At 60.5% G+C, this 23,993-nt stretch carries 21 protein-coding genes; 7 read left to right on the top strand and 14 right to left on the bottom strand.

The window, feature by feature from the left end:
• Positions 1 to 115: 115 nt before the first annotated feature.
• From CRN80_RS17550 to ccoN (CRN80_RS17595), 10 genes are all read right to left on the bottom strand, one after another.
• Entirely contained in the window at positions 116 to 526 is a 411-nt protein-coding gene (locus CRN80_RS17550; protein ID WP_032895837.1) for a type II toxin-antitoxin system VapC family toxin, read from the bottom strand.
• Complete coding sequence (locus CRN80_RS17555; RefSeq protein ID WP_003193175.1) at positions 526 to 780, bottom strand: type II toxin-antitoxin system Phd/YefM family antitoxin; 255 nt, start codon at positions 778 to 780, stop codon at positions 526 to 528. The genes CRN80_RS17550 and CRN80_RS17555 overlap by 1 nt, the downstream gene beginning before the upstream one ends.
• Positions 781 to 946: 166 nt before the next feature.
• Positions 947 to 1,924, bottom strand: a complete 978-nt coding sequence (gene ccoP, locus CRN80_RS17560; protein WP_003193173.1) for a cytochrome-c oxidase, cbb3-type subunit III — start codon at positions 1,922 to 1,924, stop codon at positions 947 to 949.
• Entirely contained in the window at positions 1,921 to 2,106 is a 186-nt protein-coding gene (locus CRN80_RS17565; protein WP_003193169.1) for a CcoQ/FixQ family Cbb3-type cytochrome c oxidase assembly chaperone, read from the bottom strand. The genes ccoP (CRN80_RS17560) and CRN80_RS17565 overlap by 4 nt, the downstream gene beginning before the upstream one ends.
• A 5-nt stretch (positions 2,107 to 2,111) precedes the next feature.
• Complete coding sequence (gene ccoO / locus CRN80_RS17570) at positions 2,112 to 2,720, bottom strand: cytochrome-c oxidase, cbb3-type subunit II (protein ID WP_003193167.1); 609 nt, start codon at positions 2,718 to 2,720, stop codon at positions 2,112 to 2,114.
• The gene (gene ccoN / locus CRN80_RS17575; RefSeq protein WP_003193164.1) at positions 2,720 to 4,162 is read right to left on the bottom strand and encodes a cytochrome-c oxidase, cbb3-type subunit I; all 1,443 of its coding nucleotides are present in this window, start codon (positions 4,160 to 4,162) and stop codon (positions 2,720 to 2,722) included. Before ccoN (CRN80_RS17575) ends, ccoO (CRN80_RS17570) begins: the two co-directional genes overlap by 1 nt.
• A gap of 462 nt (positions 4,163 to 4,624) precedes the next feature.
• Positions 4,625 to 5,572 carry a cytochrome-c oxidase, cbb3-type subunit III gene (gene ccoP / locus CRN80_RS17580; protein ID WP_003193162.1) on the bottom strand — a complete coding sequence of 316 codons (948 nt, stop codon included), beginning with the start codon at positions 5,570 to 5,572 and terminating at the stop codon, positions 4,625 to 4,627.
• Complete coding sequence (locus tag CRN80_RS17585; RefSeq protein WP_003193161.1) at positions 5,569 to 5,769, bottom strand: cbb3-type cytochrome c oxidase subunit 3; 201 nt, start codon at positions 5,767 to 5,769, stop codon at positions 5,569 to 5,571. The genes ccoP (CRN80_RS17580) and CRN80_RS17585 overlap by 4 nt, the downstream gene beginning before the upstream one ends.
• 3 nt (positions 5,770 to 5,772) lie before the next feature.
• Positions 5,773 to 6,381, bottom strand: a complete 609-nt coding sequence (gene ccoO, locus CRN80_RS17590; protein WP_003193159.1) for a cytochrome-c oxidase, cbb3-type subunit II — start codon at positions 6,379 to 6,381, stop codon at positions 5,773 to 5,775.
• A 10-nt stretch (positions 6,382 to 6,391) separates the two neighbouring features.
• Positions 6,392 to 7,816 carry a cytochrome-c oxidase, cbb3-type subunit I gene (ccoN, locus tag CRN80_RS17595; protein ID WP_003193158.1) on the bottom strand — a complete coding sequence of 475 codons (1,425 nt, stop codon included), beginning with the start codon at positions 7,814 to 7,816 and terminating at the stop codon, positions 6,392 to 6,394.
• Between the two features lie 79 nt (positions 7,817 to 7,895).
• Between ccoN (CRN80_RS17595) and CRN80_RS17600 the strand changes: the two genes are divergently transcribed.
• Complete coding sequence (locus CRN80_RS17600; RefSeq protein WP_032895839.1) at positions 7,896 to 8,588, top strand: alpha/beta family hydrolase; 693 nt, start codon at positions 7,896 to 7,898, stop codon at positions 8,586 to 8,588.
• Between the two features lie 602 nt (positions 8,589 to 9,190).
• Here the strand turns inward: CRN80_RS17600 and CRN80_RS17610 are convergent.
• Entirely contained in the window at positions 9,191 to 10,756 is a 1,566-nt protein-coding gene (locus CRN80_RS17610; protein ID WP_032895841.1) for a PAS domain-containing methyl-accepting chemotaxis protein, read from the bottom strand.
• Between the two features lie 205 nt (positions 10,757 to 10,961).
• Positions 10,962 to 11,753, bottom strand: coding sequence for a CPBP family intramembrane glutamic endopeptidase (locus tag CRN80_RS17615; protein ID WP_032895842.1), 792 nt, complete (start codon positions 11,751 to 11,753; stop codon positions 10,962 to 10,964).
• Positions 11,754 to 12,171: 418 nt separating this feature from the next.
• Between CRN80_RS17615 and CRN80_RS17620 the strand changes: the two genes are divergently transcribed.
• The gene (locus tag CRN80_RS17620) at positions 12,172 to 13,032 is read left to right on the top strand and encodes a DMT family transporter (protein ID WP_098950682.1); all 861 of its coding nucleotides are present in this window, start codon (positions 12,172 to 12,174) and stop codon (positions 13,030 to 13,032) included.
• 137 nt (positions 13,033 to 13,169) lie between these two features.
• Here the strand turns inward: CRN80_RS17620 and CRN80_RS17625 are convergent, their stop codons facing one another.
• Positions 13,170 to 14,051, bottom strand: coding sequence for a DMT family transporter (locus CRN80_RS17625; RefSeq protein ID WP_094774051.1), 882 nt, complete (start codon positions 14,049 to 14,051; stop codon positions 13,170 to 13,172).
• Positions 14,052 to 14,212: 161 nt separating this feature from the next.
• Here CRN80_RS17625 and aceK point away from each other — a divergent pair, with 161 nt between their 5' ends.
• The 5 genes from aceK (at position 14,213) to CRN80_RS17660 (ending at position 22,367) form a co-directional block, all read left to right on the top strand.
• Positions 14,213 to 15,922: a bifunctional isocitrate dehydrogenase kinase/phosphatase gene (gene aceK / locus CRN80_RS17630; RefSeq protein WP_098950683.1), complete on the top strand. Its 1,710-nt coding sequence runs from the start codon at positions 14,213 to 14,215 to the stop codon at positions 15,920 to 15,922.
• A gap of 117 nt (positions 15,923 to 16,039) precedes the next feature.
• Positions 16,040 to 19,951 carry an ATP-dependent RNA helicase HrpA gene (hrpA, locus tag CRN80_RS17635; protein ID WP_098950684.1) on the top strand — a complete coding sequence of 1,304 codons (3,912 nt, stop codon included), beginning with the start codon at positions 16,040 to 16,042 and terminating at the stop codon, positions 19,949 to 19,951.
• Positions 19,952 to 20,255: 304 nt separating this feature from the next.
• Complete coding sequence (locus tag CRN80_RS17645) at positions 20,256 to 21,377, top strand: beta-ketoacyl-ACP synthase III (RefSeq protein WP_003193141.1); 1,122 nt, start codon at positions 20,256 to 20,258, stop codon at positions 21,375 to 21,377.
• Positions 21,378 to 21,522: 145 nt separating this feature from the next.
• Positions 21,523 to 22,137, top strand: coding sequence for an RNA polymerase sigma factor (locus tag CRN80_RS17655; RefSeq protein ID WP_032895849.1), 615 nt, complete (start codon positions 21,523 to 21,525; stop codon positions 22,135 to 22,137).
• Positions 22,131 to 22,367, top strand: coding sequence for an anti-sigma factor (locus tag CRN80_RS17660; protein ID WP_098950686.1), 237 nt, complete (start codon positions 22,131 to 22,133; stop codon positions 22,365 to 22,367). Before CRN80_RS17655 ends, CRN80_RS17660 begins: the two co-directional genes overlap by 7 nt.
• A gap of 104 nt (positions 22,368 to 22,471) precedes the next feature.
• Here CRN80_RS17660 and CRN80_RS17665 read toward each other — a convergent pair whose 3' ends face one another.
• Positions 22,472 to 23,794: a putative porin gene (locus tag CRN80_RS17665; RefSeq protein ID WP_003193136.1), complete on the bottom strand. Its 1,323-nt coding sequence runs from the start codon at positions 23,792 to 23,794 to the stop codon at positions 22,472 to 22,474.
• Positions 23,795 to 23,993 lie beyond the last annotated feature (199 nt).

The raw sequence follows: 23,993 nt of genomic DNA on the forward strand, positions 1-23,993 counted from the left end.
CCGATGGTGCGCAAAGGGTGCGACCTTTGGTCGCGTTGGGGGAAATCAATTGATGGTGTACATGATCTGGATCAATTGACTTGGCAAGTATGGACGGTTTTTGCCGGTAAGCCGGTCATTCGTCCCATGGATTGAGCAGTGGCACGCCACTCGATTTGAAGTCGCTGACGTTGCGCGTGACTACGGTGAGTCCGTGAACCAGCGCGGTTGCGGCAATCAATGCATCGCTTTCGTTGGCCCGGTCGGGTACATGCAAGTGCGCGCAACGCAACGCGACTGCTGCATCGACGGGCAGGATTCTGGCATCGAAGGCGGGCATTACATGACGCTTGAGCCAGGTTCTCAACACCTTCCCCTGAACCGGGTCTCGCCGTTCAATTCGTAGGACTCCGGTTTCCAGTTCCTTCAGCGTGATCGCCGAAATAAACATGCGCGGCGCTACTACGCTTTTTGCCCACGCCACGACATTTGCATCGGCCTGAGGTTTACGCAGTTCAGAGATCACATTTGTGTCGAGTAGGTACATCAAGAAAAGTCCACGGGTCGATGAATGATCACGGCACGTTCGGTTTCGAAGTCGATATCGGCCGCTTCCGGCATCACCAACAGGTCGACAATGTCGGCGTTCAGACCTGTCAGCTTCTGGTACTCCTCAATGCTTAGCAGTACATGGGCAGGCTTGCCGCGATCAGTGATAAAAACCGGCCCTTTGCGGGCGGCTTTTTTGGCACCACTTGTGTCTTGATTGAATTCGCGGCTGGAAATGGTCGTGATGGTCATGGGGCAGGCCCCCTTCGCTGGACTGAATGTAGTTACGTTACTACTTGGCGAGTGCGCGCGGCAAGGTTGAGGTTACGAACGGTAGAGTTGGCTTTGCAAGGTTCGGCGCCAGAACAAAAAAGCCCCGCCAGCATTCGCTGCGCGGGGCTCCATTGTTTCAGAGGTCTTACTGCTCCTCAGCCTTCTTATCCCCATGAGACAAGCTATACACATACGCCGCAAGCAAGTGCACCTTGTCATTCCCTTGCAACTGCTCTTGCGCCGGCATCTGGCCCTGGCGGCCATAACGGATGGTCTGCTGCAGTTGCGCGAAGCTTGAACCGTAGATGAACGCCCCCGGATGCGTCAGATCAGGCGCACCCATGGCTGGGGTGCCTTTACCGGCTGGGCCGTGGCAGGCCACGCAGTTGGCGGCGAAGAGTTTCTCACCGTTGGCCACATCGGCCTTGGCGCCTTCCGGCAGTTTGCGGCCGTCGAGGTTGGTCACCACAAAGGCTGCTACGTCGGCCACGCCCTGCTCGCCGATGACTTCGGCCCAGCCTGGCATCACCGCGTGGCGGCCCTTCATGATGGTTTCCTTGATGGTGTTGGGTTCGCCACCCCAGCGCCAGTCGGCGTCGGTCAGGTTGGGAAAGCCGTAGGCGCCCTTGGCGTCGGAGCCGTGGCACACCGAGCAGTTGGAGGCAAACAGGCGGCCGCCCATCTTCAAGGCTTGCGGGTCCTTGGCGACTTCTTCAATCGGCATTGACGCGAACTTGGCGAAGATCGGCCCGAACTTGGCTTCCGACCTGGCCATTTCTTTTTCCCATTCGTGTACGCCGGTCCAGCCGGTCTGGCCGTTGGCGAACGGGGTTTGCTTGTCGTTGTCGAGGTAGTTGTAGCCCGGCAGCAGGCCCTTCCAGTTGCCCAGGCCAGGGTAGAGCACCAGGTAGCCAAGGGCGAAGACGATGGTGCCGACAAACAGCATGAACCACCACTTGGGCAGCGGGTTGTCGTACTCCTCGATGCCGTCGAACGAGTGGCCGACGGTCTCGTCCGTCTGCTCGGTGCGCTGGCCCTTGCGGGTCGACAGCAGCAGCCAGGTCAGGGCGAAGATGGTACCCAGACTGAGGACTGTGACGTACAGACTCCAGAACGTAGTCATTCTTTGTTACTCCTAGAAGCTTGCTCGACGTGCTTGATGGCTTCGGGGTCATCTGCGAAGGGCAGCATGGTCGCGTCGTCAAACTCCGACTTGCGCCGTGGGCTGAACACCCACAACGCCAGGCCGATAAAGGCCACCATCACCACAACGGTGCCCAGGCCACGAATCATCCCGATATCCATGAAGGTCACCGTTTGCTTTTGATGATGGTGCCAAGGCCTTGCAGGTAGGCCACCAATGCGTCCATTTCGGTCTTGCCCTTCACGGCGGCGGCCGCACCGGCGATGTCTTCGTCGGTGTAGGGCACGCCCAGGGTGCGCAAGACTTCCATCTTCTTGGCGGTGTCCTTGCCGTCGAGCTTGTTTTCCACGAGGAACGGGTACGCCGGCATTTTCGACTCAGGCACGACGTTGCGCGGGTTGTACAGGTGCGCACGCTGCCAGTCATCGGAGTAACGCCCACCCACACGGGCCAGGTCCGGGCCGGTACGCTTGGAACCCCACAGGAACGGGTGGTCCCACACGCTTTCACCGGCGACCGAGTAGTGGCCGTAGCGTTCGGTTTCGGCGCGGAAGGGGCGGATCATCTGCGAGTGGCAGCCCACGCAACCGTTGGCGATGTAGACGTCGCGGCCTTCGAGTTCAAGGGCGGTGCGCGGCTTCATGCCTTCGACCGGCTTGTTAGTCACGTCCTGGAAAAACAGCGGGACGATTTGGGTCAGGCCGCCGATGCTCACGGCGATGACCATGAAGAAGGCCAGCAGGCCGATGTTCTTCTCGACTACTTCATGCTTCATCAGTGAGCTCCCACAACGGCGATCTTGGTGGCGGCTTCGGCTTCAACAGGGTCGCTGGCACGCACGGTGCGCCACACGTTGTAGGCCATCAACAGCATGCCGCTGGCAAAGAACGCACCGCCCAGGGCACGTACGATAAAGCCCGGGTGGCTGGCTTGCAGCGCTTCGACGAAGGAGTAGGTGAGGGTGCCGTCATCGTTGATCGCACGCCACATCAGGCCCTGGGTGATGCCGTTGACCCACATCGAGGCGATGTAGAGCACAGTGCCGATAGTGGCCAGCCAGAAGTGCGCGTTGATCAGCCCGACACTGTGCATCTGCGCGCGGCCGAACAGTTTGGGGATCATGTGGTACAGCGCGCCGATGGAGATCATCGCCACCCAACCCAGCGCGCCGGCGTGCACGTGGCCGATGGTCCAGTCGGTGTAGTGGGACAGCGAGTTGACGGTCTTGATCGCCATCATCGGCCCTTCGAAGGTCGACATGCCGTAGAACGCCAAGGACACCACCAAAAACCGTAGGATCGGGTCGGTGCGCAGCTTATGCCAGGCGCCCGACAGGGTCATCATGCCGTTGATCATGCCGCCCCAGCTTGGCGCCAGCAGGATGATCGACATCGCCATGCCCAGGGACTGTGCCCAATCCGGCAAGGCGGTGTAGTGCAAGTGGTGAGGGCCGGCCCAGATGTACAGGGTGATCAGCGCCCAGAAGTGCACGATGGACAGGCGATACGAGTAGATCGGACGCTCGGCTTGCTTGGGCACGAAGTAGTACATCATCCCCAGGAAACCGGTGGTGAGGAAGAAGCCTACGGCGTTGTGGCCGTACCACCACTGGATCATCGCGTCCGTTGCGCCGGAATAGGCCGAATAGGACTTGAACAGGTTCACCGGCAGGGAGGCGTGGTTGACGATGTGCAGCATCGCCGTGACCACGATAAAGGCGCCGTAGAACCAGTTGCCCACGTAGATGTGCTTGGTCTTGCGCTTGACGATGGTGCCGAAGAACACCAGGCCGTAGGTCACCCACACGATGGCAAGCAAAATGGCGATCGGCCATTCCAGCTCGGCGTATTCCTTGGTGGTGGTGTAGCCCAGGGGCAGGCTGATGATGGCGCCGACGATGACCGCCTGCCAGCCCCAGAAGGTGAAGGCGGCAAGGCCATCGGAGATCAGTCGCGTCTGGCAGGTGCGCTGCACGACATAGTAGGAGGTGGCAAACAGTGCACATCCGCCGAAGGCGAAGATCACCAGGTTGGTGTGCAGCGGGCGCAGGCGGCCGAAAGTCGTCCAGGGTAGGTCGAAATTCAATTGCGGCCAAACCAGTTGCGAGGCGATGAACACCCCGAGCCCCATGCCAAGGATCCCCCAGACCACCGTCATGATGGCGAACTGGCGGACTACCTTATAGTTATAAGCAGTCGGACTGATTGCTGTGCTCATTCTAAGGTTCCACGGTTTAGGTTTTTTTATAGGTAAAATCGGCCGCAAGTATGTAGAAAGCGAGGGGCCATTGCAACGCAATGGCTGACCTGGATCAATGCGTTCCACGCCAGATTCTGCGCCCTTTCCATGTTTGACGTAGGGACAAAATCCAAAATAGAAAGCTGATCGAGTGGACAGGAAATTTCAGGGGCGCAACGGCTACCGTCGCGTAGGCCAGGAATGGTCCACTGTGGGAACAAGCGTAGACCCGAATAGGAGGAGGGGAAAGGTAGGCTTGGAAGAGGTGCGACACTTGGTCGCGCAAATGAAAACAACACCCGATTCCTGTAGGAGCGAGCTTGCTCGCGAAGAACCTGAGGGCACCACGCTTATCCAGCATAAACGCGGCGCTCTGAAGTTCTTCGCGAGCAAGCTCGCTCCTACAGTGAAACGGGTTGCCGCCCCGGGCCGGGGCAGCGGTTACTCGGTCGCGCTGTCTGGCGTTGCACCTTCAGCGTTGTGGGACAGGCTGTACACGTAAGCTGCCAGCAGGTGCACCTTGTCGTTGCCTTGCAGCACGTCCTGGGCCGGCATTTGGCCCTGGCGGCCATGGCGGATGGTCTGCTGCAACTGCGCCAGGCTGGTGCCGTAGATAAAGCCTGCTGGCTCGGTCAGGTTGGGCGCGCCCATGGCTTCCACGCCGTGGCCTTGCGGGCCGTGGCAGGCGACGCAGGTGGTGTTGAACGCGGCTTGCCCGGCTGCCAGGTCTGCGCTGTTGTCAGCAGGCAACGGCAGCTTGGCCAGGTCGTGGCGCACGTAAGCGGCGACGTTCTTCACCCCGTCTTCGCCCAGCACTTCACCCCAGGCCGGCATCGCCGCGTGGCGACCGTTCAGGATGGTGGCCTTGATAGCCTCAGCCGAGCCACCCCAGCGCCAGTTGTTGTCCGCCAGGTTGGGGAAGCCATAGGCGCCCTTGGCGTCCGAGCCGTGACACACCGCACAGTTGGAGGCGAACAGGCGACCGCCCATCTTCAGTGCTTGCGGGTCCTTGGCGACTTCTTCCACCGGCATGGCCGCGAACTTGGCGAAGATCGGCCCGAACCTGGCGTCGGCCTTGGCCATTTCCTTGTCCCATTCCTTGGTCTGGGTCCAGCCGTCTTCATAGCCCGGCAGCACGCCTTTCCAGTTGCCCAGGCCCGGGTAGAGGATCAGGTAGCCGACGGCAAAGACCAGGGTGCCGGCGAACAACATGAACCACCACTGGGGCAGCGGGTTGTCGTATTCCTCGATACCGTCGAAGGCGTGGCCCATGGTCTGGTCGACGCTGCCCTTGGTCTCGCCCTTGCGGGTGCCGACCAACAGCCAGGTCAGGCCGATGAGGCTGCCCAGGGTCAATACGCAGATCCATGTACTCCAGAACGTAGTCATGGCCGAGTGCTCCTTGTGGCTGGCTCTGCTTGAGCGTCGGGTGGGGAAGGTTCATCGGCAAACGGCAGCAGGCGCGCCTGCTCGAATTCCGCATTGCGGCGGTTGTTGAATACCCACAGCGACAGGCCGATAAAGGCGATGGCAACCACCAGCGTGCCCAGGCCGCGGATGGTGCCTGCATCGAATTCAAATCCCATGGCTCACCTCTTGCTCTTGATGGCAGTGCCGAGCACTTGCAGGTAGGAAACCAGCGCGTCCATCTCGGTCTTGCCCTTGAGGCTGGCGACGGCGCCATTGATGTCGTCGTCGGTGTACGGCACGCCGAGGGTGCGCATCACTTTCAGCTTGGTCTCGGTGTGGCTGCTGTCGACGGCGGCGGTGACCAGCCAGGGGTAGGCCGGCATTTTCGACTCCGGCACCACGTTGCGCGGGTTGTACAAGTGCGCGCGGTGCCAGTCGTCCGAGTAGCGTGCGCCGACGCGGGCCAGGTCCGGGCCGGTACGTTTGGAGCCCCACAGGAACGGGTGGTCCCACACGCTTTCGCCAGCCACCGAATAGTGGCCGTAGCGCTCGGTCTCGGCGCGGAACGGGCGGATCATCTGCGAATGGCACTGTACGCAGCCTTCGCGGATGTAGATGTCGCGGCCTTCCAGTTGCAGCGCGGTGTAGGGCTTCATGCCTTCGACCGGCTTGTTGGTCACGTCCTGGAAGAACAGCGGGACGATCTGGGTCAGGCCACCGATGCTGACGGCGAGCACCATCAGCAGCATCAACAGGCCGACGTTCTTTTCAATCGTTTCGTGTTTCATCATCGACTCCTCAGGCCATCTGCGCGGCAGCGGTGACTTCGGCAGGTTGCGCCGAACGCACGGTGCGCCATGTGTTGTAAGCCATCAGGAACATGCCGCTGAGGAAGATCGCACCGCCCACCAGACGCACGATGAAGCCTGGGTGGCTGGCCACCAGGGTTTCGACGAAGGAGTAGGTGAGGGTGCCGTCTTCGTTGACCGCACGCCACATCAGGCCCTGGGCGATGCCGTTGACCCACATCGAGGCGATGTAGAGCACGGTGCCGATGGTGGCCAGCCAGAAGTGCGCGTTGATCAGGCCGAGGCTGTACATCTGCTCGCGACCGAAGATTTTCGGGATCATGTGGTACAGCGCGCCGATGGAGATCATCGCCACCCAACCCAGCGCGCCGGCGTGTACGTGGCCGATGGTCCAGTCGGTGTAGTGGGAGAGGGCGTTGACGGTCTTGATCGCCATCATCGGGCCTTCGAAGGTCGACATGCCGTAGAACGCCAGGGAGACCACCAAAAAGCGCAGGATCGGGTCGCTGCGCAGCTTATGCCAGGCGCCCGAGAGGGTCATCATGCCGTTGATCATGCCGCCCCAGCTCGGTGCCAGCAGCACCAGCGACATCACCATGCCCAGGGACTGTGCCCAGTCCGGCAGGGCGGTGTAGTGCAAGTGGTGCGGGCCGGCCCAGATGTACAGGGTGATCAGCGCCCAGAAGTGCACGATCGACAAGCGATACGAATACACCGGGCGTTCTGCCTGCTTGGGCACGAAGTAGTACATCATGCCGAGGAAGCCCGCAGTGAGGAAAAAGCCTACTGCGTTATGCCCATACCACCACTGCACCATGGCATCCGTCGCACCTCCGTACAGCGAGTAGGACTTGGTCAGGCTGACCGGGATTTCCAGGTTATTGACGATATGCAAAATGGCCACGGTGATGATGAACGCACCGAAGAACCAGTTGCCCACATAGATGTGCTTGGTCTTGCGTTTCATGATCGTGCCGAAGAACACGATGGCGTAAGCGACCCAGACGATGGTGATCAGGATGTCGATCGGCCATTCCAGTTCGGCGTATTCCTTGGAGCTGGTGTAGCCCAGTGGCAGGCTGATCGCGGCCAGCAGGATCACAAGCTGCCAGCCCCAGAAGCAGAACGCGGCGACTTTCGGCGCGAACAGCTGTGTCTGGCAGGTGCGTTGCACCGAGTAAAAGGAGCTGGCGAACAGCGCACAGCCACCGAACGCGAAGATCACCGCGTTGGTGTGCAAAGGGCGCAGGCGGCCGAAGCTGGTCCAAGGCAAATCGAAGTTGAGCGCAGGCCAAACCAATTGGGCGGCGAGAAAAACCCCGAGCCCCATGCCGACGATGCCCCACACCACCGTCATAATGGCGAATTGGCGGACCACCTTGTAGTTATAGGCGGTACTTAAAGTAGTGTTCATGGTTCCCCATCCACGGTTCAACCCAAGCAAGTGCGGCACTTGGGCTGGAGTTATAGGCAGACTAAAAAGCGAGGCAAGCATGGGCAAAGAGCACAAGGCCAGTATTGACGGGGATCAATGGGCGCAGTGTGTACGGGAACATGGCTGGTTGTGGGACGTCGCCACGGGCACGACGTCGGGTGAGCCGGTCACGCTGATCCTGGCCCACGGCGCCGGCGCACCGATGGACTCGGCGTTCATGAACGACATGGCTGCACGCCTTGCCGGGCATGGCGTGAGCGTGTTGCGCTTCGAGTTCCCGTACATGGCCCAGCGCCGCTTGGACGGGGGCAAACGCCCGCCGAATCCGGCGCCGAAACTGCTGGAGGCGTGGCGTGAGGTGTATGCCCAGGTGCGACGTCATGTCGCTGGGAAACTGGCGATTGGCGGCAAGTCGATGGGCGGGCGCATGGCCAGTTTGTTGGCCGATGAATTGGGCGCCGATGGGTTGGTGTGCCTGGGCTATCCGTTCTACGCGGTGGGCAAGCCAGAGAAACCCCGGGTGGAGCATTTGGCTGCGCTGAAGACGCCCACCTTGATAGTGCAGGGCGAGCGCGATGCCTTGGGCAATCGGGCGGCGGTGCAGGGTTATGAGTTGTCACAGAGTATCGAGGTGATGTGGCTGGTGGCGGGGGATCATGACTTGAAGCCGCTGAAGGCTTCTGGGTTCAGCCATGAGCAGCATCTGGAGGCGGCGGCGGTGCAGGTGGCTGAGTTTCTCAGGGCCTGTTAGGGCCCTATCGGGGCATAGGTATCTACACAACTTCGGTACGACGCTGACCCTGTGGCGAGGGAGCTTGCTCCCGTGACGGCCTGACTGCCAACGACTCTCTAAATGATACAACGCGATCCAAATGTGGGAGCGGGCTTGCTCGCGAAGACGGCCTAACAGTCAACACAGTTGGACCGTGTACATATCCATTCCTGCGGTAACGGCCACTTAGGGTTCCGCCCTGACGGCGGCTCACTTTTGAAAAGCGCAAAAGTAAGCAAAACGCTCTTGCCCCACCACTCGGCACCTCGCTTGGGCTCGGTGTGCCCGTAATCCGCCAGTGATTTGGGGGGTCGCCGCCACGCGCCATCCATGGCGCGGGGCGGCTAAACCGGCATCCTTGCCGGTTTACCCCCCAAATCCCTGTCGAATTCCGGCCAGCGTGGTTTAACGGGGCGCCTAAGATCAAAAGCAAGATCAAGAGCTACTCGCTTCGCATCGTGGTTACCGTTTGCGCCTACAGCTCACAGAGTTGTGTAGATGCTTATGCCTATCGGGGGCAAGCCCCCTCCTACATTGGAAATGCCGTCCAATGTGGGAGCTGGCTTGCCTGCGATAGCGGTTTATCGGTTAAAACGCTCCACCAGCGAGTACTGAGTATTCGCCGTATGCGTCAGCTCTTCACTCAACTGCGCCGAGTTCATCGCCTGCTCCGAGGTCTGGTCCGCCAACAGCGCAATGGTGCTGATGTTACGGCTGATCTCCTCGGCCACCGCGCTTTGCTCTTCGGTAGCAGCGGCAATCTGGGTGGTCATGTCGGTGATATTGGCCACCGCCTCACTGATGCCCACCAAGGCCTGGTCCGCTTCCATCACCCGCGCTACACCTTCTTCAGCCTGGCGGTGCCCGGCGTCCATGGTTTGCACGGCGGCGCTGGCGGTTTGCTGCAGCTTGGCGATCAGGGTATGGATCTGCCCGGTCGATTCAGCGGTGCGTTGCGCCAGTTGGCGCACTTCATCGGCGACCACCGCAAAACCACGGCCCATCTCGCCAGCACGCGCGGCTTCGATAGCGGCATTGAGGGCCAGCAGGTTGGTCTGGTCGGCGATGCCTTTGATCACATCGACCACGCCACCGATTTCATCGCTGTCTTTGGCCAGTTGCGTGACGGTCACGCCAGTCTCCCCAACGGCTGCCGAAAGACGCTGAATCGCCTCGCGAGTTTCCCCGGCGATATCGCGCCCGCGCCCGGTCAGGCGGTTGGCTTCCTGGGTGGCATCGGCGGTGCGCTGTACGTGGCTGGCCACTTCCTGGGTGGTCGCCGCCATCTGGTTCACCGCAGTGGCCACCTGTTCGGTTTCCACGCGCTGGCGTTCCAGGCCGCTGGAGCTGTTGTGCGCCAGGGTGTTGGACTGCGCCGCCTGGTCGTTGAGGTGCTCGGCGGTGTCTTGCAGGCGGGTAAGACAGGTCTTCAGACGCGCTTCCTGGCTGAGGATCGACATTTCCAGGCGCGCTTGTGCGCCACGGCTGTCGGTGTACATCTGCGCGATCAACGGGTCGGACGTGGTCTGTTCGGCCAGGCGCAGCAAACGCTTGAGGCCACGCTGCTGCCAGCTCAGGCCCAGCAGGCCCAACGGCACCGACAGCGCCGCTGCCAGGGCAAAGCCCCATTGGGAGGTGAGGGTGGCGCCGATCATGAAGCTCAGTTGGCTGACCAGGATAAACGGTAGCCAGTCCTGCAACACCGGCAGCCACTTGTCCCGCTGGGGAACGGCCGACTTGCCCTGGTTGATGCGTTGATAGAGCGCTTCGGCCCGGCGGATCTGCTCGGCGGTGGGCTTGATGCGCACCGATTCGTAGCCGATCACCTGGTTACCGTCGAAGACCGGCGTCACATAGGCGTTCACCCAGTAGTGGTCACCGGTCTTGCAGCGATTCTTGACAATGCCCATCCATGGCAAGCCTTGTTTGAGCGTGGACCACATATGCGCGAACACGGCCGGCGGCACATCCGGGTGACGCACCAGGTTGTGTGGGGCGCGGATCAGTTCTTCTCGGGTGAACCCACTGATTTCGACAAAGGCGTCGTTGCAGTAGGTAATCACACCCTTGGCATCCGTGGTGGAGATCAACCGTTGCTGAGCGGGGAAGGTACGTTCGCGCTGGGTAACGGGTTGGTTATTACGCATGATTGTTCAATCCGCAAGGCTTTCAGGGGGTATCGGCCATGCGGGGCATTTATTTAACTTATTTTTGCAACAATCCTGCGAACGGCGTTGCCCCTGTAGGAGCGAGCTTGCTCGCGAAGTACTCAAGGGCAACGCGTTCATTCAGGATGCCCGCGTTAGCGTTGAAGTACTTCGCGAGCAAGCTCGCTCCTACAGTGAGGAAGGCTTAGCCGGCGAGCATCGGGTAGGTGAACAGGCCGAAGTGCAGCAGATTCAAGCCAAAATGCGTGGCAATCGCCGCGCCGAGCCCGCCAAAGCGATACGCCAGGCCGTAACCCACGCCGGCAATACTCGCCAGCAGCATCCACTGCCAACCCGCAGCAAAATGCACCAGGCCGAATAACAGTGAGGCCAGCAGCAGCGCGAGGTTTTCGCCATAGGGCAGGTGTTTGAAGCGTCGGCTCAGGCCGCCCTGGATATACCCGCGAAACAGCGCTTCTTCGACCAGCGTCACCAGCAGCAGGTTATTCAACACCCACAGCCACGCCTCGTCCGGCCATTTCGGCGCCCAACTGATCATCCCCATCAGGGCCGCGCCACCCAAGGCGGCGATAGCGGCCAGGGTCAGGGCCACGGCCGTGACGCAGATCGACAGGCGCAATGAGCGCCGCGCCACAATCCACGGGCAGGCCAGCAACAGCCAGAAGCCGATCAGGGGTTTGTCCTGGTTCAGGTACATCGAGAAGGGCACTGAGTCCGGAGTGAAACGCTGGGGCGCAATACCGCGACCGTTATAGAACCCCGGCAACCAGTGCATCGCCAGGCCCAGGGCCAGGACGATAAACAAACCGTGGCCCAGGTAGCGCGCCCAAGGGTTGCGTTGCTGGCGTACGGCATACCCGGCCACCAGCAGCAGTGCGATGGAGACCGCCGCCAGTACGCCCAGTTGGCCGTAGATCAAGGCCACGACATAGCCAATGGAAAGTAGGGTGAGGTACAGCCAGGGCAAAGCAATCATGTGAAATCCTTCGAAAAATCCGGGCGGCATTATAGCGAGTGGCCAGGTTCTAGGGCATGAAAACGCCTCCACGTACAAGGCAAGGGGGAAAGGATTGCAAAGTATGTTTGCGGCTGGTTATAGTCGTCGCGTCTTTATCCCTTCAAAAAGATCAGCACATGCCAGCTTCCCAGCGCATAGCGGTAGTCGATTCAGCGGTCAACGCTGTGGTCGTGCCGTGCCGTGGCAAGCAGCCTGCGCAGATCAGTCACTACCCCCCACCTGTCAGTAGCACGCCGGTGTACGCAGTCGTATCACCGCCGGGTGTTGGCATTTCGGGCTGATCAGCAATCCGCTGTTGCCCCGTGCCTGCCTGAAAAAACCTACTGAAATTCAGTTTCTACTGAGTCGGCTTTTGGCCTGATAACAGGTGGTAACCATGTCTTTGCTTTCGAAACAATCCGTGGCCGCGGCGGCCTCGACGAGCGTGTTTGTCCTGCTGTGGAGCAGCGGGGCGATCTTCTCCAAGTTGGGCCTGGCCCATGCTTCGCCCTTTGCCTTTCTGCTGATCCGCTTTGCCATCGCCCTGATGGGGTTGGTGGTGCTGGTACCGATCCTCAAGTTGAAGCTGCCACGTCCCGGCAAGCCCCTGCTGTATGCGGCGGCGACGGGCCTGGTATTGCTGGGGGCCTACCAGATTTTCTATCTGCTGGCCCTGGACCTCAACGTCACCCCTGGGGTGATGGCGACCATCATGGGCGTGCAGCCGATCCTTACAGTGGTGCTGATGGAGCGCCAACGCTCCTGGCGCCGGCTGTTTGGCCTGGGGTTGGGGTTGGCGGGCCTGATCATGGTGGTTTACCAAGGCATCGGGCTGGCGGGCATGTCCCTGGCAGGGATGCTGTTCGGATTGCTGGCGCTGGCGAGCATGACGTTTGGCTCGATCATGCAAAAGCGCATCACCGACAACCCCTTGGGTACGCTGCCACTGCAATACCTGGCCGGGTTGCTGCTGTGCGCGGTGTTTGTGCCGTTCCAGCCGTTCCACTTTGAACACAGTGCGCGCTTTTACCTGCCGGTGCTGTGGATGGGGCTGGTGGTGTCCGTGCTGGCGACGTTGTTGCTGTACCGCCTGATTGCCCGGGGCAACCTGGTGAATGTCACCAGTTTGTTTTATCTGGTGCCGGCGGTAACCGCGGTGATGGACTACCTGATCTTCGGCAATCGCCTGGCCCTGCTGAGCGTGCTGGGGATGGCGTTGATCATCGTCGGTTTGATCTTCGTGTTCCGTAAGCACTAAAACCCACCCCTTGTAGGAGCGAGCTTGCTCGCGAAGAACGTCAACGATAACGAGGGCATCCTGAATGAACAGGGTGCTCTCGGGTTTTTCGCGAGCAAGAACTAGGCGTCCCCCTCGCTCCTACAATAGTGAAGTGGTCATTTGGACCGGCGCAGCACCAACCACAACGCCCCGGCGATCAACACTCCGCCATACAGATGAGCCATGGACAATGGCTCATCCAACAGCAACGCCCCCCACAACACGCCGAACGGCGGGATCATAAAGGTCACGGTCATCGACTTGACCGGGCCAATGGATGACAGCAGGCGGAAATACAGGATGTAGGCAAACGCCGTACACACCAGCCCCAATCCCAGTAGCGACGACCACACCTGCCAGCCGCCCCAACTCGCGGGTGGATGGCTGATGGCGCTGTAGGCAAAGAACGGCAACAGGAACAACGTCGCCCCCAACATGCTGCCCAAGGCCGAGAGACGGCTGTCCAACCCGCCGCGCTGGTCCAGCCAACGCCGCGCCAGGAAACCGGCAAAGCCATAGCAGGTGGTTGCCAGCAGGCACGCCAACGCGCCCATCAATAATTCCAGATCAAAGGCCACCGGCCCCGCACGTGTGAGCACGGCAACGCCAAACAGCCCCAAGGCGACACCCGCGATTTTCGACGGTGTCAGGCGTTCGCTGAAAAACAATCCGCCAATCAACACACCCATCAACGGTGTGGTGGCGTTGAAAATCGCCGAATAGCCCGCCGGCAGTACCTGCGCCGCCACCGAGTACATCGTCGCGGGAATCCCCGAGTTGATCACCCCCAGCAGCAAGACCGTCTTGAACTTGCCCTGGAAATCCCAGCTCACGCGCATCATCGCCAGGATCACCAATAAACCCGCGGCGGCAATCGACACGCGGAAAAACGCGGTGGGCACCGTGCCGATTTCCGGCGCGATCATGCGCATGAACAGGAAACTCGCGCCCCAGATGGCAGCCAGCCCCAGCAGATACAGGGTGTCAACAGGTCTCACGGAAAACTCCTACGCCAATCGGGCGCAGAAGTGTTGCCCAGCGGGCAGGTCGGCACAATGGCTAATTGCAGTCAGTTCGCCCCCGTGCAAAATCATTCTTCTCCTGCCTCGGTTCACTGGCTAAGCTCTGGGCTTCCAGATACCCGTTCGAGGTTCCCCGCATGTCGCAGTCTGCCCTCGCTATCGCCCGGATGATCCTCGACGGTTTCGACGATTACCGTGAGCACTTCCGCCAGATCACCGATGGTGCCCGTGAGCGCTTCGAGAAGGCCCAGTGGCAGCTGGGGCAGGCCGCGTCGGCGGCGCGCATCAACCTCTATGAGGAGAAAGTCGCTGAGGTGACGACCCGCCTGCGCGCCAGTTTTGACGCTGCGGCGTTGCAGGACATCGGCCAGTGGCCCTTGGTAAAAAACGCTTATATCGGCTTGATCGACCTGCGCTTTGACGATGAGCTGTCCGAGACCTGGTACAACTCGATCTTCTGCGGTTTGTTCAGCCATGACCTGATCAGCGACGGCTGCATGTTCATCCACACCACCCGGCCAAGCCTGCGCCGGGCGCGGGCGGCGCAAACCCGCATCTACACGCCGGCCGGTAAAATTTCGGACATGCTCGCGCAGGTGTTCTCTGACTACAGCTTCAGCGAGCCCTACGCCGACCTGCCCGCCGACCTGCGCCGCCTCGAAGCCCAGTTGCGGGAAAACCTGCCGGATTGGGTGTGCAAGGACCCGGACCTCAAAGTCGAGTTGTTTTCCTCAGTGCTGTACCGCAACAAAGGCGCCTACCTCGTGGGGCGCATCTACACCCGCGACGAACAATGGCCGCTGGTGATCCCGCTGCTGCACCGCGAAGGGCGTGGCATCCAGATCGATGCGTTGATCACCGACGAAGCCGACGTGTCGATCATCTTCTCGTTCACCCGTTCCTACTTCATGGTCGATGTACCGGTGCCCGCCGAGTTCATCGGCTTTCTCAAGCGCATCCTGCCGGGCAAGCACATTGCTGAGCTGTACACCTCCATCGGTTTCTACAAGCACGGCAAATCCGAGTTCTACCGCGCGCTGATCAACCACCTGGCTACCACCGACGACCAGTTCATCATGGCCCCCGGCGTGCGCGGCATGGTCATGAGCGTGTTCACGCTGCCGGGTTTCAATACGGTGTTCAAGATCATCAAGGACCGCTTCTCACCGTCAAAAAACGTCAACCGCGCCACGGTGATCGAAAAGTACCGCCTGGTGAAAAGCGTCGACCGGGTAGGGCGCATGGCCGATACCCAGGAGTTCGCCGACTTCCGCTTCCCCTTGAGCAAGTTCGAGCCCGAGTGCCTGGCCGAGTTGCTGGAAGTCGCCGCCGGTACTGTCGAAGTGGAGGGCGACACCGTGCTTATCCGCCACTGCTGGACCGAGCGACGCATGACCCCGCTCAACCTCTACCTCGACAACGCCAACCCCGCCCAGGTGCGCGAAGCATTGGAGGATTACGGCCTGGCGATCAAGCAATTGGCGGCGGCGAATATCTTCCCCGGCGACATGCTGCTGAAGAACTTTGGCGTCACCCGCCACGGCCGCGTGGTGTTCTACGACTACGACGAAATCTGCTTTCTCACCGAAGCCAACTTCCGCCATATCCCCGCGCCGCGTACCCCCGAGGATGAAATGGCCTCCGAGCCCTGGTACTCCATCGGCCCGCTGGACGTGTTCCCCGAAGAGTTCCCGCCGTTCCTGTTTGCCGACGCCGGGCAGCGCCGGTTGTTCGATGAGCTGCATGGCGAGTTGTACAACGCTGATTACTGGAAGGGCCTGCAGGACGCGATTCGTGCCGGCAAGGTGATCGACGTATTCCCCTACCGCCGAAAAGACCCGCTATAACCTATTCCCACATTTTGGTTCGGTTTACACCCGTTGAAGCTCAACCGCCTGCCAGATGGGCTGCTTTTCTGCCACACTTGCCGGCCGTGCATAAATAGATGACCGTCGAAATAGCTGATGACAGACCAAGCACCCACCCTCGACCAACTGCTCAAAACCCTCGATCACGCCATGCTCGCCGACCGCCACCGCTTGCGGCGCCAGTTGCTTGAGCTGCGCAAGAAGCCCGACGAGGACAAAATGGCGCAGTGGGTGGCGCGCATGCAGGCATCTTGCGCGCAGGTTACGGCGAGGCGCGCCAGCCTGCCGGTGATTCGCTATGACGACAGCCTGCCGATTGCCGCCAAGCGCGATGAGATCAAAGACGCGCTCAACAAGCACCAGGTGCTGATCATCGCCGGTGAGACCGGCTCGGGTAAAACCACGCAGTTGCCAAAAATCTGCCTGGAAATCGGCCGCGGCCAGTTCGGCCTGATCGGCCATACCCAGCCGCGTCGGATCGCCGCGCGCAGTGTCGCCAGCCGCGTCGCTGAAGAACTGGCCACACCACTGGGCGCGTTGGTTGGCTATCAAGTGCGCTTTGAAGACCAGAGCGATGCCAACACCCTGATCAAGCTGATGACCGACGGCATCCTGCTGGCCGAAACCCAGAACGACCGTTACCTGGAACGCTACGACACGATCATCGTCGACGAAGCCCACGAACGCAGCCTGAACATCGACTTCCTGCTCGGCTACCTCAAGACCCTGTTGCCGCGTCGCCCCGACCTGAAAGTCATCATCACCTCGGCCACCATCGATCTGGAGCGCTTTTCCAAGCATTTTGACGATGCGCCGATTGTCGAGGTGTCGGGCCGTACCTTCCCGGTGGACACCTGGTATCGCCCGCTCACCTTGGAACAGGACGAGGAGGGCAACCGCGTCGAGGACGACCTGACTGTCGACCAGGCGATCCTTGCTACCCTCGATGAAATCGCCGCCTATGAACGCAGCGAACGCCGCAGCCCTGGCGACGTACTGGTGTTTTTGCCCGGCGAGCGCGAGATTCGTGACGCGGCCGACATGCTGCGCAAGGCCCAGCTCAAGCACACCGAGATTTTGCCGTTGTACGCACGGCTGTCGCCGGCCGAGCAGCAGCGCATTTTCCAGTCCCACCCGGGCCGGCGCGTGGTACTGGCGACCAACGTCGCGGAAACCTCGCTGACCGTGCCGGGCATTCGCTATGTGATCGACAGCGGCACGGCGCGCATCAGCCGCTACAGCTACCGCGCCAAAGTGCAGCGACTGCCCATCGAGGCGATTTCCCAGGCCAGCGCCAACCAGCGTAAAGGCCGTTGCGGCCGGGTTGAACCGGGCATTTGCGTACGCCTGTACAGCGAAGAAGATTTTATCGGGCGCCCGGAATTTACCGACCCGGAGATCCTGCGTACCAACCTTGCGGCCGTGATCCTGCAGATGCTGCACCTGCGCCTGGGCGAGATTACCGATTTCCCGTTTATCGAACCGCCGGATGGCAAGGCCATCAGCGACGGTTTCAACCTGCTGCAAGAACTCTCGGCGGTAGACCGCAACAGCCAGCTCACACCCCTGGGCCGCCAGCTTGCCCGCTTGCCGGTGGACCCGCGCATGGGCCGTATGTTGCTGGAAGCGGCCAAGCTCGGCAGTTTGCAGGAAGTGTTGATCGTCGCCAGCGCCATGTCGATCCAGGACCCGCGCGAGCGGCCGCCAGAGCGTCAACAAGCGGCCGACCAGGCCCACGCGCAGTGGAAAGACCCGGATTCGGACTTCGCCGGGTTGGTCAACCTGTGGCGCGGTTTCGAGGAGCAGCGCCAGGAACTGACCGCCAGCCCGTTGCGCAACTGGTGCCGCAAGAACTTCCTCAACTACTTGCGTTTGCGCGAGTGGCGCGACTCCCATCGCCAATTGAGCCTGATCTGCCGCGACATGCAGCTGAGCCTCAACAAAGAGCCCGCCGATTATCCGAAGCTGCATAAAGCCGTGTTGTCCGGCCTGCTCAGCCAGATCGGCCAGAAGACCGAAGACGGCGACTACCTCGGGGCGCGGCAGCGACGTTTCTGGATTCACCCGTCTTCGGGCATCGGCAAGAAACGCCCGCAATGGCTGATGACCGCCGAACTGGTGGAAACCACCAAGCTCTATGCACGCATGGTGGCGAAAATCGACGCCGATTGGATCGAACCGCTGGCCGGGCACCTGATCAAGAAAAACCACTTCGAACCCCATTGGGAGAAGAAGCGCGGCCAGGTGGTGGCCTTTGAGCAGATCACCCTGTTCGGGCTGATCGTGGTCGGGCGCCGGCCGGTGCATTACGGGCCGATTGACCCGGCGGTGTCCCGCGAGTTGTTTATTCGTGAAGGCCTGGTGCGCGGCGAGATTCAGTCCCGGGCCAAATGCCTGACGGCCAACCAGAAACTGCTGGAGCAACTCGACGAGCTGGAAGCCAAGGCCCGCCGTCGCGACATCCTGGCCGATGAAGAAACCCTGTACGCCTTCTACGATGCGCGCCTGCCCGCAGAGATTCACCAGACCGCCACCTTTGACAGTTGGTACAAGGTCAACAGCCAGAAAGACCCGCAACTGCTGATCATGCGTGAAGAAGACGTACTGGCCCGCGAGGCCAGTGAAGTTACCGCCGCGCATTACCCGGACACCTTGCACCTGGGCGACCTCGCCCTGGCCTTGAGTTACCACTTCGAACCCAACCATCCCCGTGACGGCGTGACCCTGCGGGTGCCGGCGCCGTTGTTGCCGGTGTTGCCAGCCGAGCGCCTGGAGTGGCTGGTGCCGGGGTTGATCGAAGCCAAGTGCATCGCCCTGGTGCGTAACTTGCCCAAGGCGCTGCGCAAAAACTTTGTGCCGGTGCCGGACTTCGTCAAGGCCGCGCTGCAACGCATCGAGTTCGGCCAGGGTTCGCTGCCCCAGGCGCTGGGGCGCGAATTACTGCGCATGACCGGTGCGCGGGTCAGCGATGAGGCGTGGGCCGAGGCGGCGCAGCAGGTGGAAAACCACCTGAAGATGAACCTGGAAGTGGTCGACGGCCAGGGCAAGTTCCTCGGCGAAGGCCGCGACCTGGCCGAGCTCACCGCACGGTTCGCCGAAGCCAGCCAGGCCGCCTTGGCCGTGCCGCAAACCGCGAAAAGCCAGCAGCCGGTGGAGGCCAAGGTGTTTGCGGCGGTGGCGCAAAAGACCCAGCAGAACATCGCCGGCCTGTCGATGACGGTGTACCCGGCCCTGGTGGAAGAGAACGGCACGGTCAAGGAGGGGCGTTTCTCTACCGCTGCCGAAGCCGAGTTCCAGCACCGTCGCGCCTTGCAGCGCCTGCTGATGCAGCAATTGGCGGAACCGGCGAAATTCTTGCGCGGCAAATTGCCGGGCTTGACCGAGTTGGGCTTGATGTACCGCGAACTGGGGCGCATTGACGCGCTGGTGGAAGACATCTTGCTGGCCAGCCTCGATACCTGCGTACTCGAAGGCGAAGACAGCCTGCCACGCGATGGCGCGGGTTTGGCGGCCTTGGCTGAACGCAAGCGCGGCAGTTGGACTGAGCACGCCGAACGCCTGGCGCGCCTGACCCTGGAGGTGCTGAAACTCTGGCACGGCCTGCAAAAACGCTTCAAGGGCAAGATCGACCTGGCCCAGGCCGTGGCCTTGAACGATATCAAGCAGCAACTGAGCAACCTGGTGTACCCAGGCTTTGTGCGGGAAACCCCGGCCCAGTGGTTCAAGGAACTGCCGCGTTTCCTCAAGGCCATCGAACTGCGCCTGGAAAAACTGCCGAGCCAGGTGCAAAAGGACCGGGTGTGGAGCAGCGAATTGGGCGGCCTATGGGCGCAGTACCAGAACCGCTTGAACAAACACACCCAGGAAGGCAAGCGCGACCCGCAGTTGGAGCTGTACCGCTGGTGGCTGGAGGAATACCGGGTGTCGCTGTTTGCTCAACAACTGGGCACCAAAGTGCCGATTTCCGACAAGCGTTTGAGCAAGCAATGGAGCCAGGTAGAGCCCTGAAGCCCTGTAGGAGCGGGCTTGCTCGCGAAAAACGTCAACGATAACGCGGGTATCCTGGATAAACGCGTTGCCTGTGGGTTCTTCGCGAGCAAGCTCGCTCCTACAGGCATCAGGGCAAGCCCCGCCCCAAATGGGATGTTTGTTTGGCCTATAGCGCCAAATCCCCGGGGTTGTGGCAAACTTCGCGGTTACAAGAGTGAATAAAAGCATTGCCAGTTTGATGCCCGCTGGATGACATCAAACCACTTTAAGTTTGGTACGACGGTACCAATATCTTCTGCCTGACAGATTTAGAGGAACGACCGTGCATAACGTCGTCATCAGCGGCACTGGCCTGTACACCCCGGCCAACAGCATTTCCAACGAAGAGCTGGTGCAGTCTTTCAATGCCTACGTACAACAGTTCAATGCCGACAACGCCGCCGCTATCGAACGTGGCGATGTGCAGGCGCTGACTGAGTCGAGCGCGGCATTCATCGAAAAAGCATCCGGCATCAAGAGCCGTTTTGTGATGGACAAGGACGGCATCCTCGATCCTCAGCGCATGGCCCCACGCCTGCCCGAGCGCAGCAACGACGAATGGTCGGTGCTTTGCCAGATGGCCATCGGTGCCGCCGAACAAGCCTTGCAGCGCGCCGGCAAGACCGCCGCCGACATCGACGGCGTGATCGTCGCCTGCTCCAACCTGCAACGCGCCTACCCGGCGATCGCCATTGAAGTCCAGGAAGCCTTGGGTATCCAGGGCTTCGGTTTCGACATGAACGTGGCGTGCTCCTCGGCCACCTTCGGCATCCAGAACGCGGCCAACAGCATCCAGTTGGGCCAGGCCCGGGCGATCCTGATGGTCAACCCGGAAGTCTGCACCGGCCACCTGAACTTTCGTGACCGTGACAGCCACTTCATCTTCGGTGATGCCGCCACGGCGGTGATCCTGGAGCGTGCTGACCTGGCGACGTCCGAGCATCAGTTCGATGTGGTGAGCACCAAGCTGCTGACCAAGTTCTCCAACAACATTCGCAACAACTTCGGTTTTCTCAACCGCACGGCGGAAGAGGGCATCGGTGCCCCCGACAAGCTGTTCGTGCAGGAAGGCCGCAAGGTATTCCGTGATGTCTGCCCGATGGTGGCCGAATTGATCGGCGAGCACTTGGCAGAAAACCAGCTGAGTGTCACCGATGTGAAGCGCTTCTGGCTGCACCAGGCCAACCTGAGCATGAACCACCTGATCGTGAAGAAACTGCTGGGGCGCGACGCGTCGGTGGAAGAAGCGCCAGTGATCCTCGATACTTACGCCAATACCAGCTCGGCCGGCTCGGTGATTGCGTTCCACACTTATCAAGATGACCTGCCCAAGGGCGCGGTTGCCGTCCTCAGCTCCTTTGGCGCCGGGTATTCGATTGGCAGTGTGATCCTGCGCAAACGCTGAGTGTGTGGCCGGACGCGGTCAACTGTGGGAGCTGGCTTGCCTGCGAAGGCATCGGCTCGGTGTGCGTGATTCACCGAGTTGTCTGGATCGCAGGCAAGCCAGTTCCCACATTGACCGTATTTCCACGGCAAGATTGAGGTAAACGATGGCAGCAGCGGACGACACGCACCTGCTTCAACGCCTGCTCAAGGGTGAGCAGCGGGCTTATAAGGATTTGGTCAACACCTACCAGAGTGCAATGCGGGCAGTGGCCTATGCCATCGTCGGCCAGCGCCATGCCGACGAAGTCGTGCAAGACGCCTGGCTTTCCGTGGTGCGCAACCTGGCCAAGTTCGAAGGGCGATCAAGCCTCAAGACGTGGTTATTGACCATTACTGCCAACTCCGCAAAGAGTCGTTACAAACAAAATCGTCGGGAAGTGCTGCTCGATGATTTGCCCTCACCCCACGGCACTATCGGTGATGACCGCTTCAGCCCGGATGATGGCCATTGGGCTGTCGCCCCGTATGCCTGGCACCAGGACACCCCGGAAGCGCTGCTGACCGAAGATGAATTGCGCAAATGCCTGGAGCATACGATTCTGAGTTTGTCCGAATTGCAAAGCAGTGTGCTGGTGTTGCGTGAACGCCAAGGCCTGGAGCTGGAAGAGATCTGTAATCTTCTCACCCTTTCACTCTCCAACGTCCGTGTGCTGTTGCATCGAGCACGGCTTAAAGTCTTCGCCACGGTGGAGCATTTTGAGGAAACGGGCGAATGTTGACCTGTAAAGAGCAAGTAGCGCGTTCCAGTGACTATCTCGATGGGCAATTGACCTTTCGGGAGCGTCTGATGGTGCGTCATCACTTGATGTTTTGCCCGAACTGCCGGCGCTTTATCCGTCAGATGCGCCTGATGCAGGCAACGCTCAAGCGTATGCCGCAGGAGCCGGTGGAGGGGGTTGATGCTATGGCCGAACAACTGGCCGCCGAGCGCCGTAAAGACATCATGTAGGAGCGAGCTTGCTCGCGAAGAACCCACAGGCAACGCGATTATCCAGGATACCCGCGTTATCGTTGACGTTCTTCGCGAGCAAGCTCGCTCCTACATGTTAGGCATTAGAACTTGGCTTCAGCATCCAGCTGCAAGGTGTTGGTGTCGGCATCCCGCTGGGTCCGGCTGGCGAAGTCAGCCTTGGTCAGGAAGTAGGTGGCGCCGATGGCGAAGTTCTTGTCGATGTCGTAGCTGACTTTCATCTTGTGACCGCGCGAGCCGGTGGTGCCGTTGGCGAAGTCCGAATCGGTGAAGGCGCCTACGACGGCATTACGCTGAACGTCGCGGTAGTTGTAGTCCAGGTTCAAACCGAACACCTTGGACTTGGCACCCAGCAACCAGGCGGTGTCCTGATCGGTCACTGCATCGTTGTTTTTCACGTACTGACCGTAGAACGACAGCGGCACAGCCAGGCCACCGATGTCTGCTTGCGCAAAGCCTTCGTACAAGCGGAATTCATTGTTGGCCGAGTTGCCGTTGACCGCCAATGCGCAAGGCGTGGTGGTGGTTGTGCAGCGGCTGTCTTCGTCATTCTTGTAGGCGTAGATGCTGCCGCCCAAGGTCATTTTCAGGTTGTCGGTGACCGAGAAACGCGTACCCAACTGGCCGGACGTCAGGCGCAGGTCATGGCGAAATTGCACGCCGTCACCGTCCACGTTGTCCTTGAGGTTGTAGTTACCCAGGCTGCCGAACAGCTCAGCGCTGCTACCCAGCGGGTATTTGTAGGTGACGGCCAGGCCTTCAGGGTTGATGTCGCTATCCCAGATCACGTCGCCCATGTTCACCCACGGTTGCAGCATCTTGCCGCCGATCACGTGCAGGTTCTTGATCTGGTCCGGGTGGTAGTCGATGTAGCCGAGGTCCAGCCAGATCGACTTCTTATCGAAGTAGCCATCCTGGTCCTGGTTGGTGGAGCGTGCATCGTCGCCGCCGCCGGTGGCGATACGGATACCGGTGTCCACCTGCGGGTTGATTTCGGTGTAGGCACCCAGACGCGCCCGGATACGTTGACGGTCCTTGTCACGGCCACCGTTGTTGGGCTCGCCGTCGATCTTGATGGTTTCCTGACGGAAGCGCACATCACCCTTGAACTGGGTCTTGGCTGCCCAAGCCAATTTCTGGTCGAAGCTGCTCAGCTCGTTGGTTTTTTTCGCAGTGGCCGCGATCTGCTCGTTGGTCTCTTGTTGAGCCTGGCGAGCGATCTGCTGCTCTTTCTGATCCCTGGCCAGCTCCATTTGCAGTTCGGTGTACTGCGCCGCGGTGATCTGGCCGTTGGCCTTGAGCATGTCGAGCAATTTAGCGTCGACTGCAGCGCTGGCCGGAACGCTCAGTGCCAGCAACAGGCCGCCACACAGGACCGCCGCAGTTTTAGTGGAAGCAAGACGCATATCAATCTCCGAAAGTGAGGAGGGAGGGCAACACCCTCCAGGACACAACCGACCCATGACGGGCGGAAAAATGTCGCCCGGTAGACCCGGACGCTCTAAAAACTGGCGTCAGTATCGCGAGCGTTTATGACGGAGTAGTGGCTAAGTGATTTCATCTAGATGACAAATCGTTACGCGACGGAACTAAGGGTTTTGACGC

Source organism: Pseudomonas sp. FDAARGOS_380 (genome assembly GCF_002591235.1).
GTDB classification, from domain to species: Bacteria; Pseudomonadota; Gammaproteobacteria; order Pseudomonadales; family Pseudomonadaceae; genus Aquipseudomonas; species Aquipseudomonas salmasensis.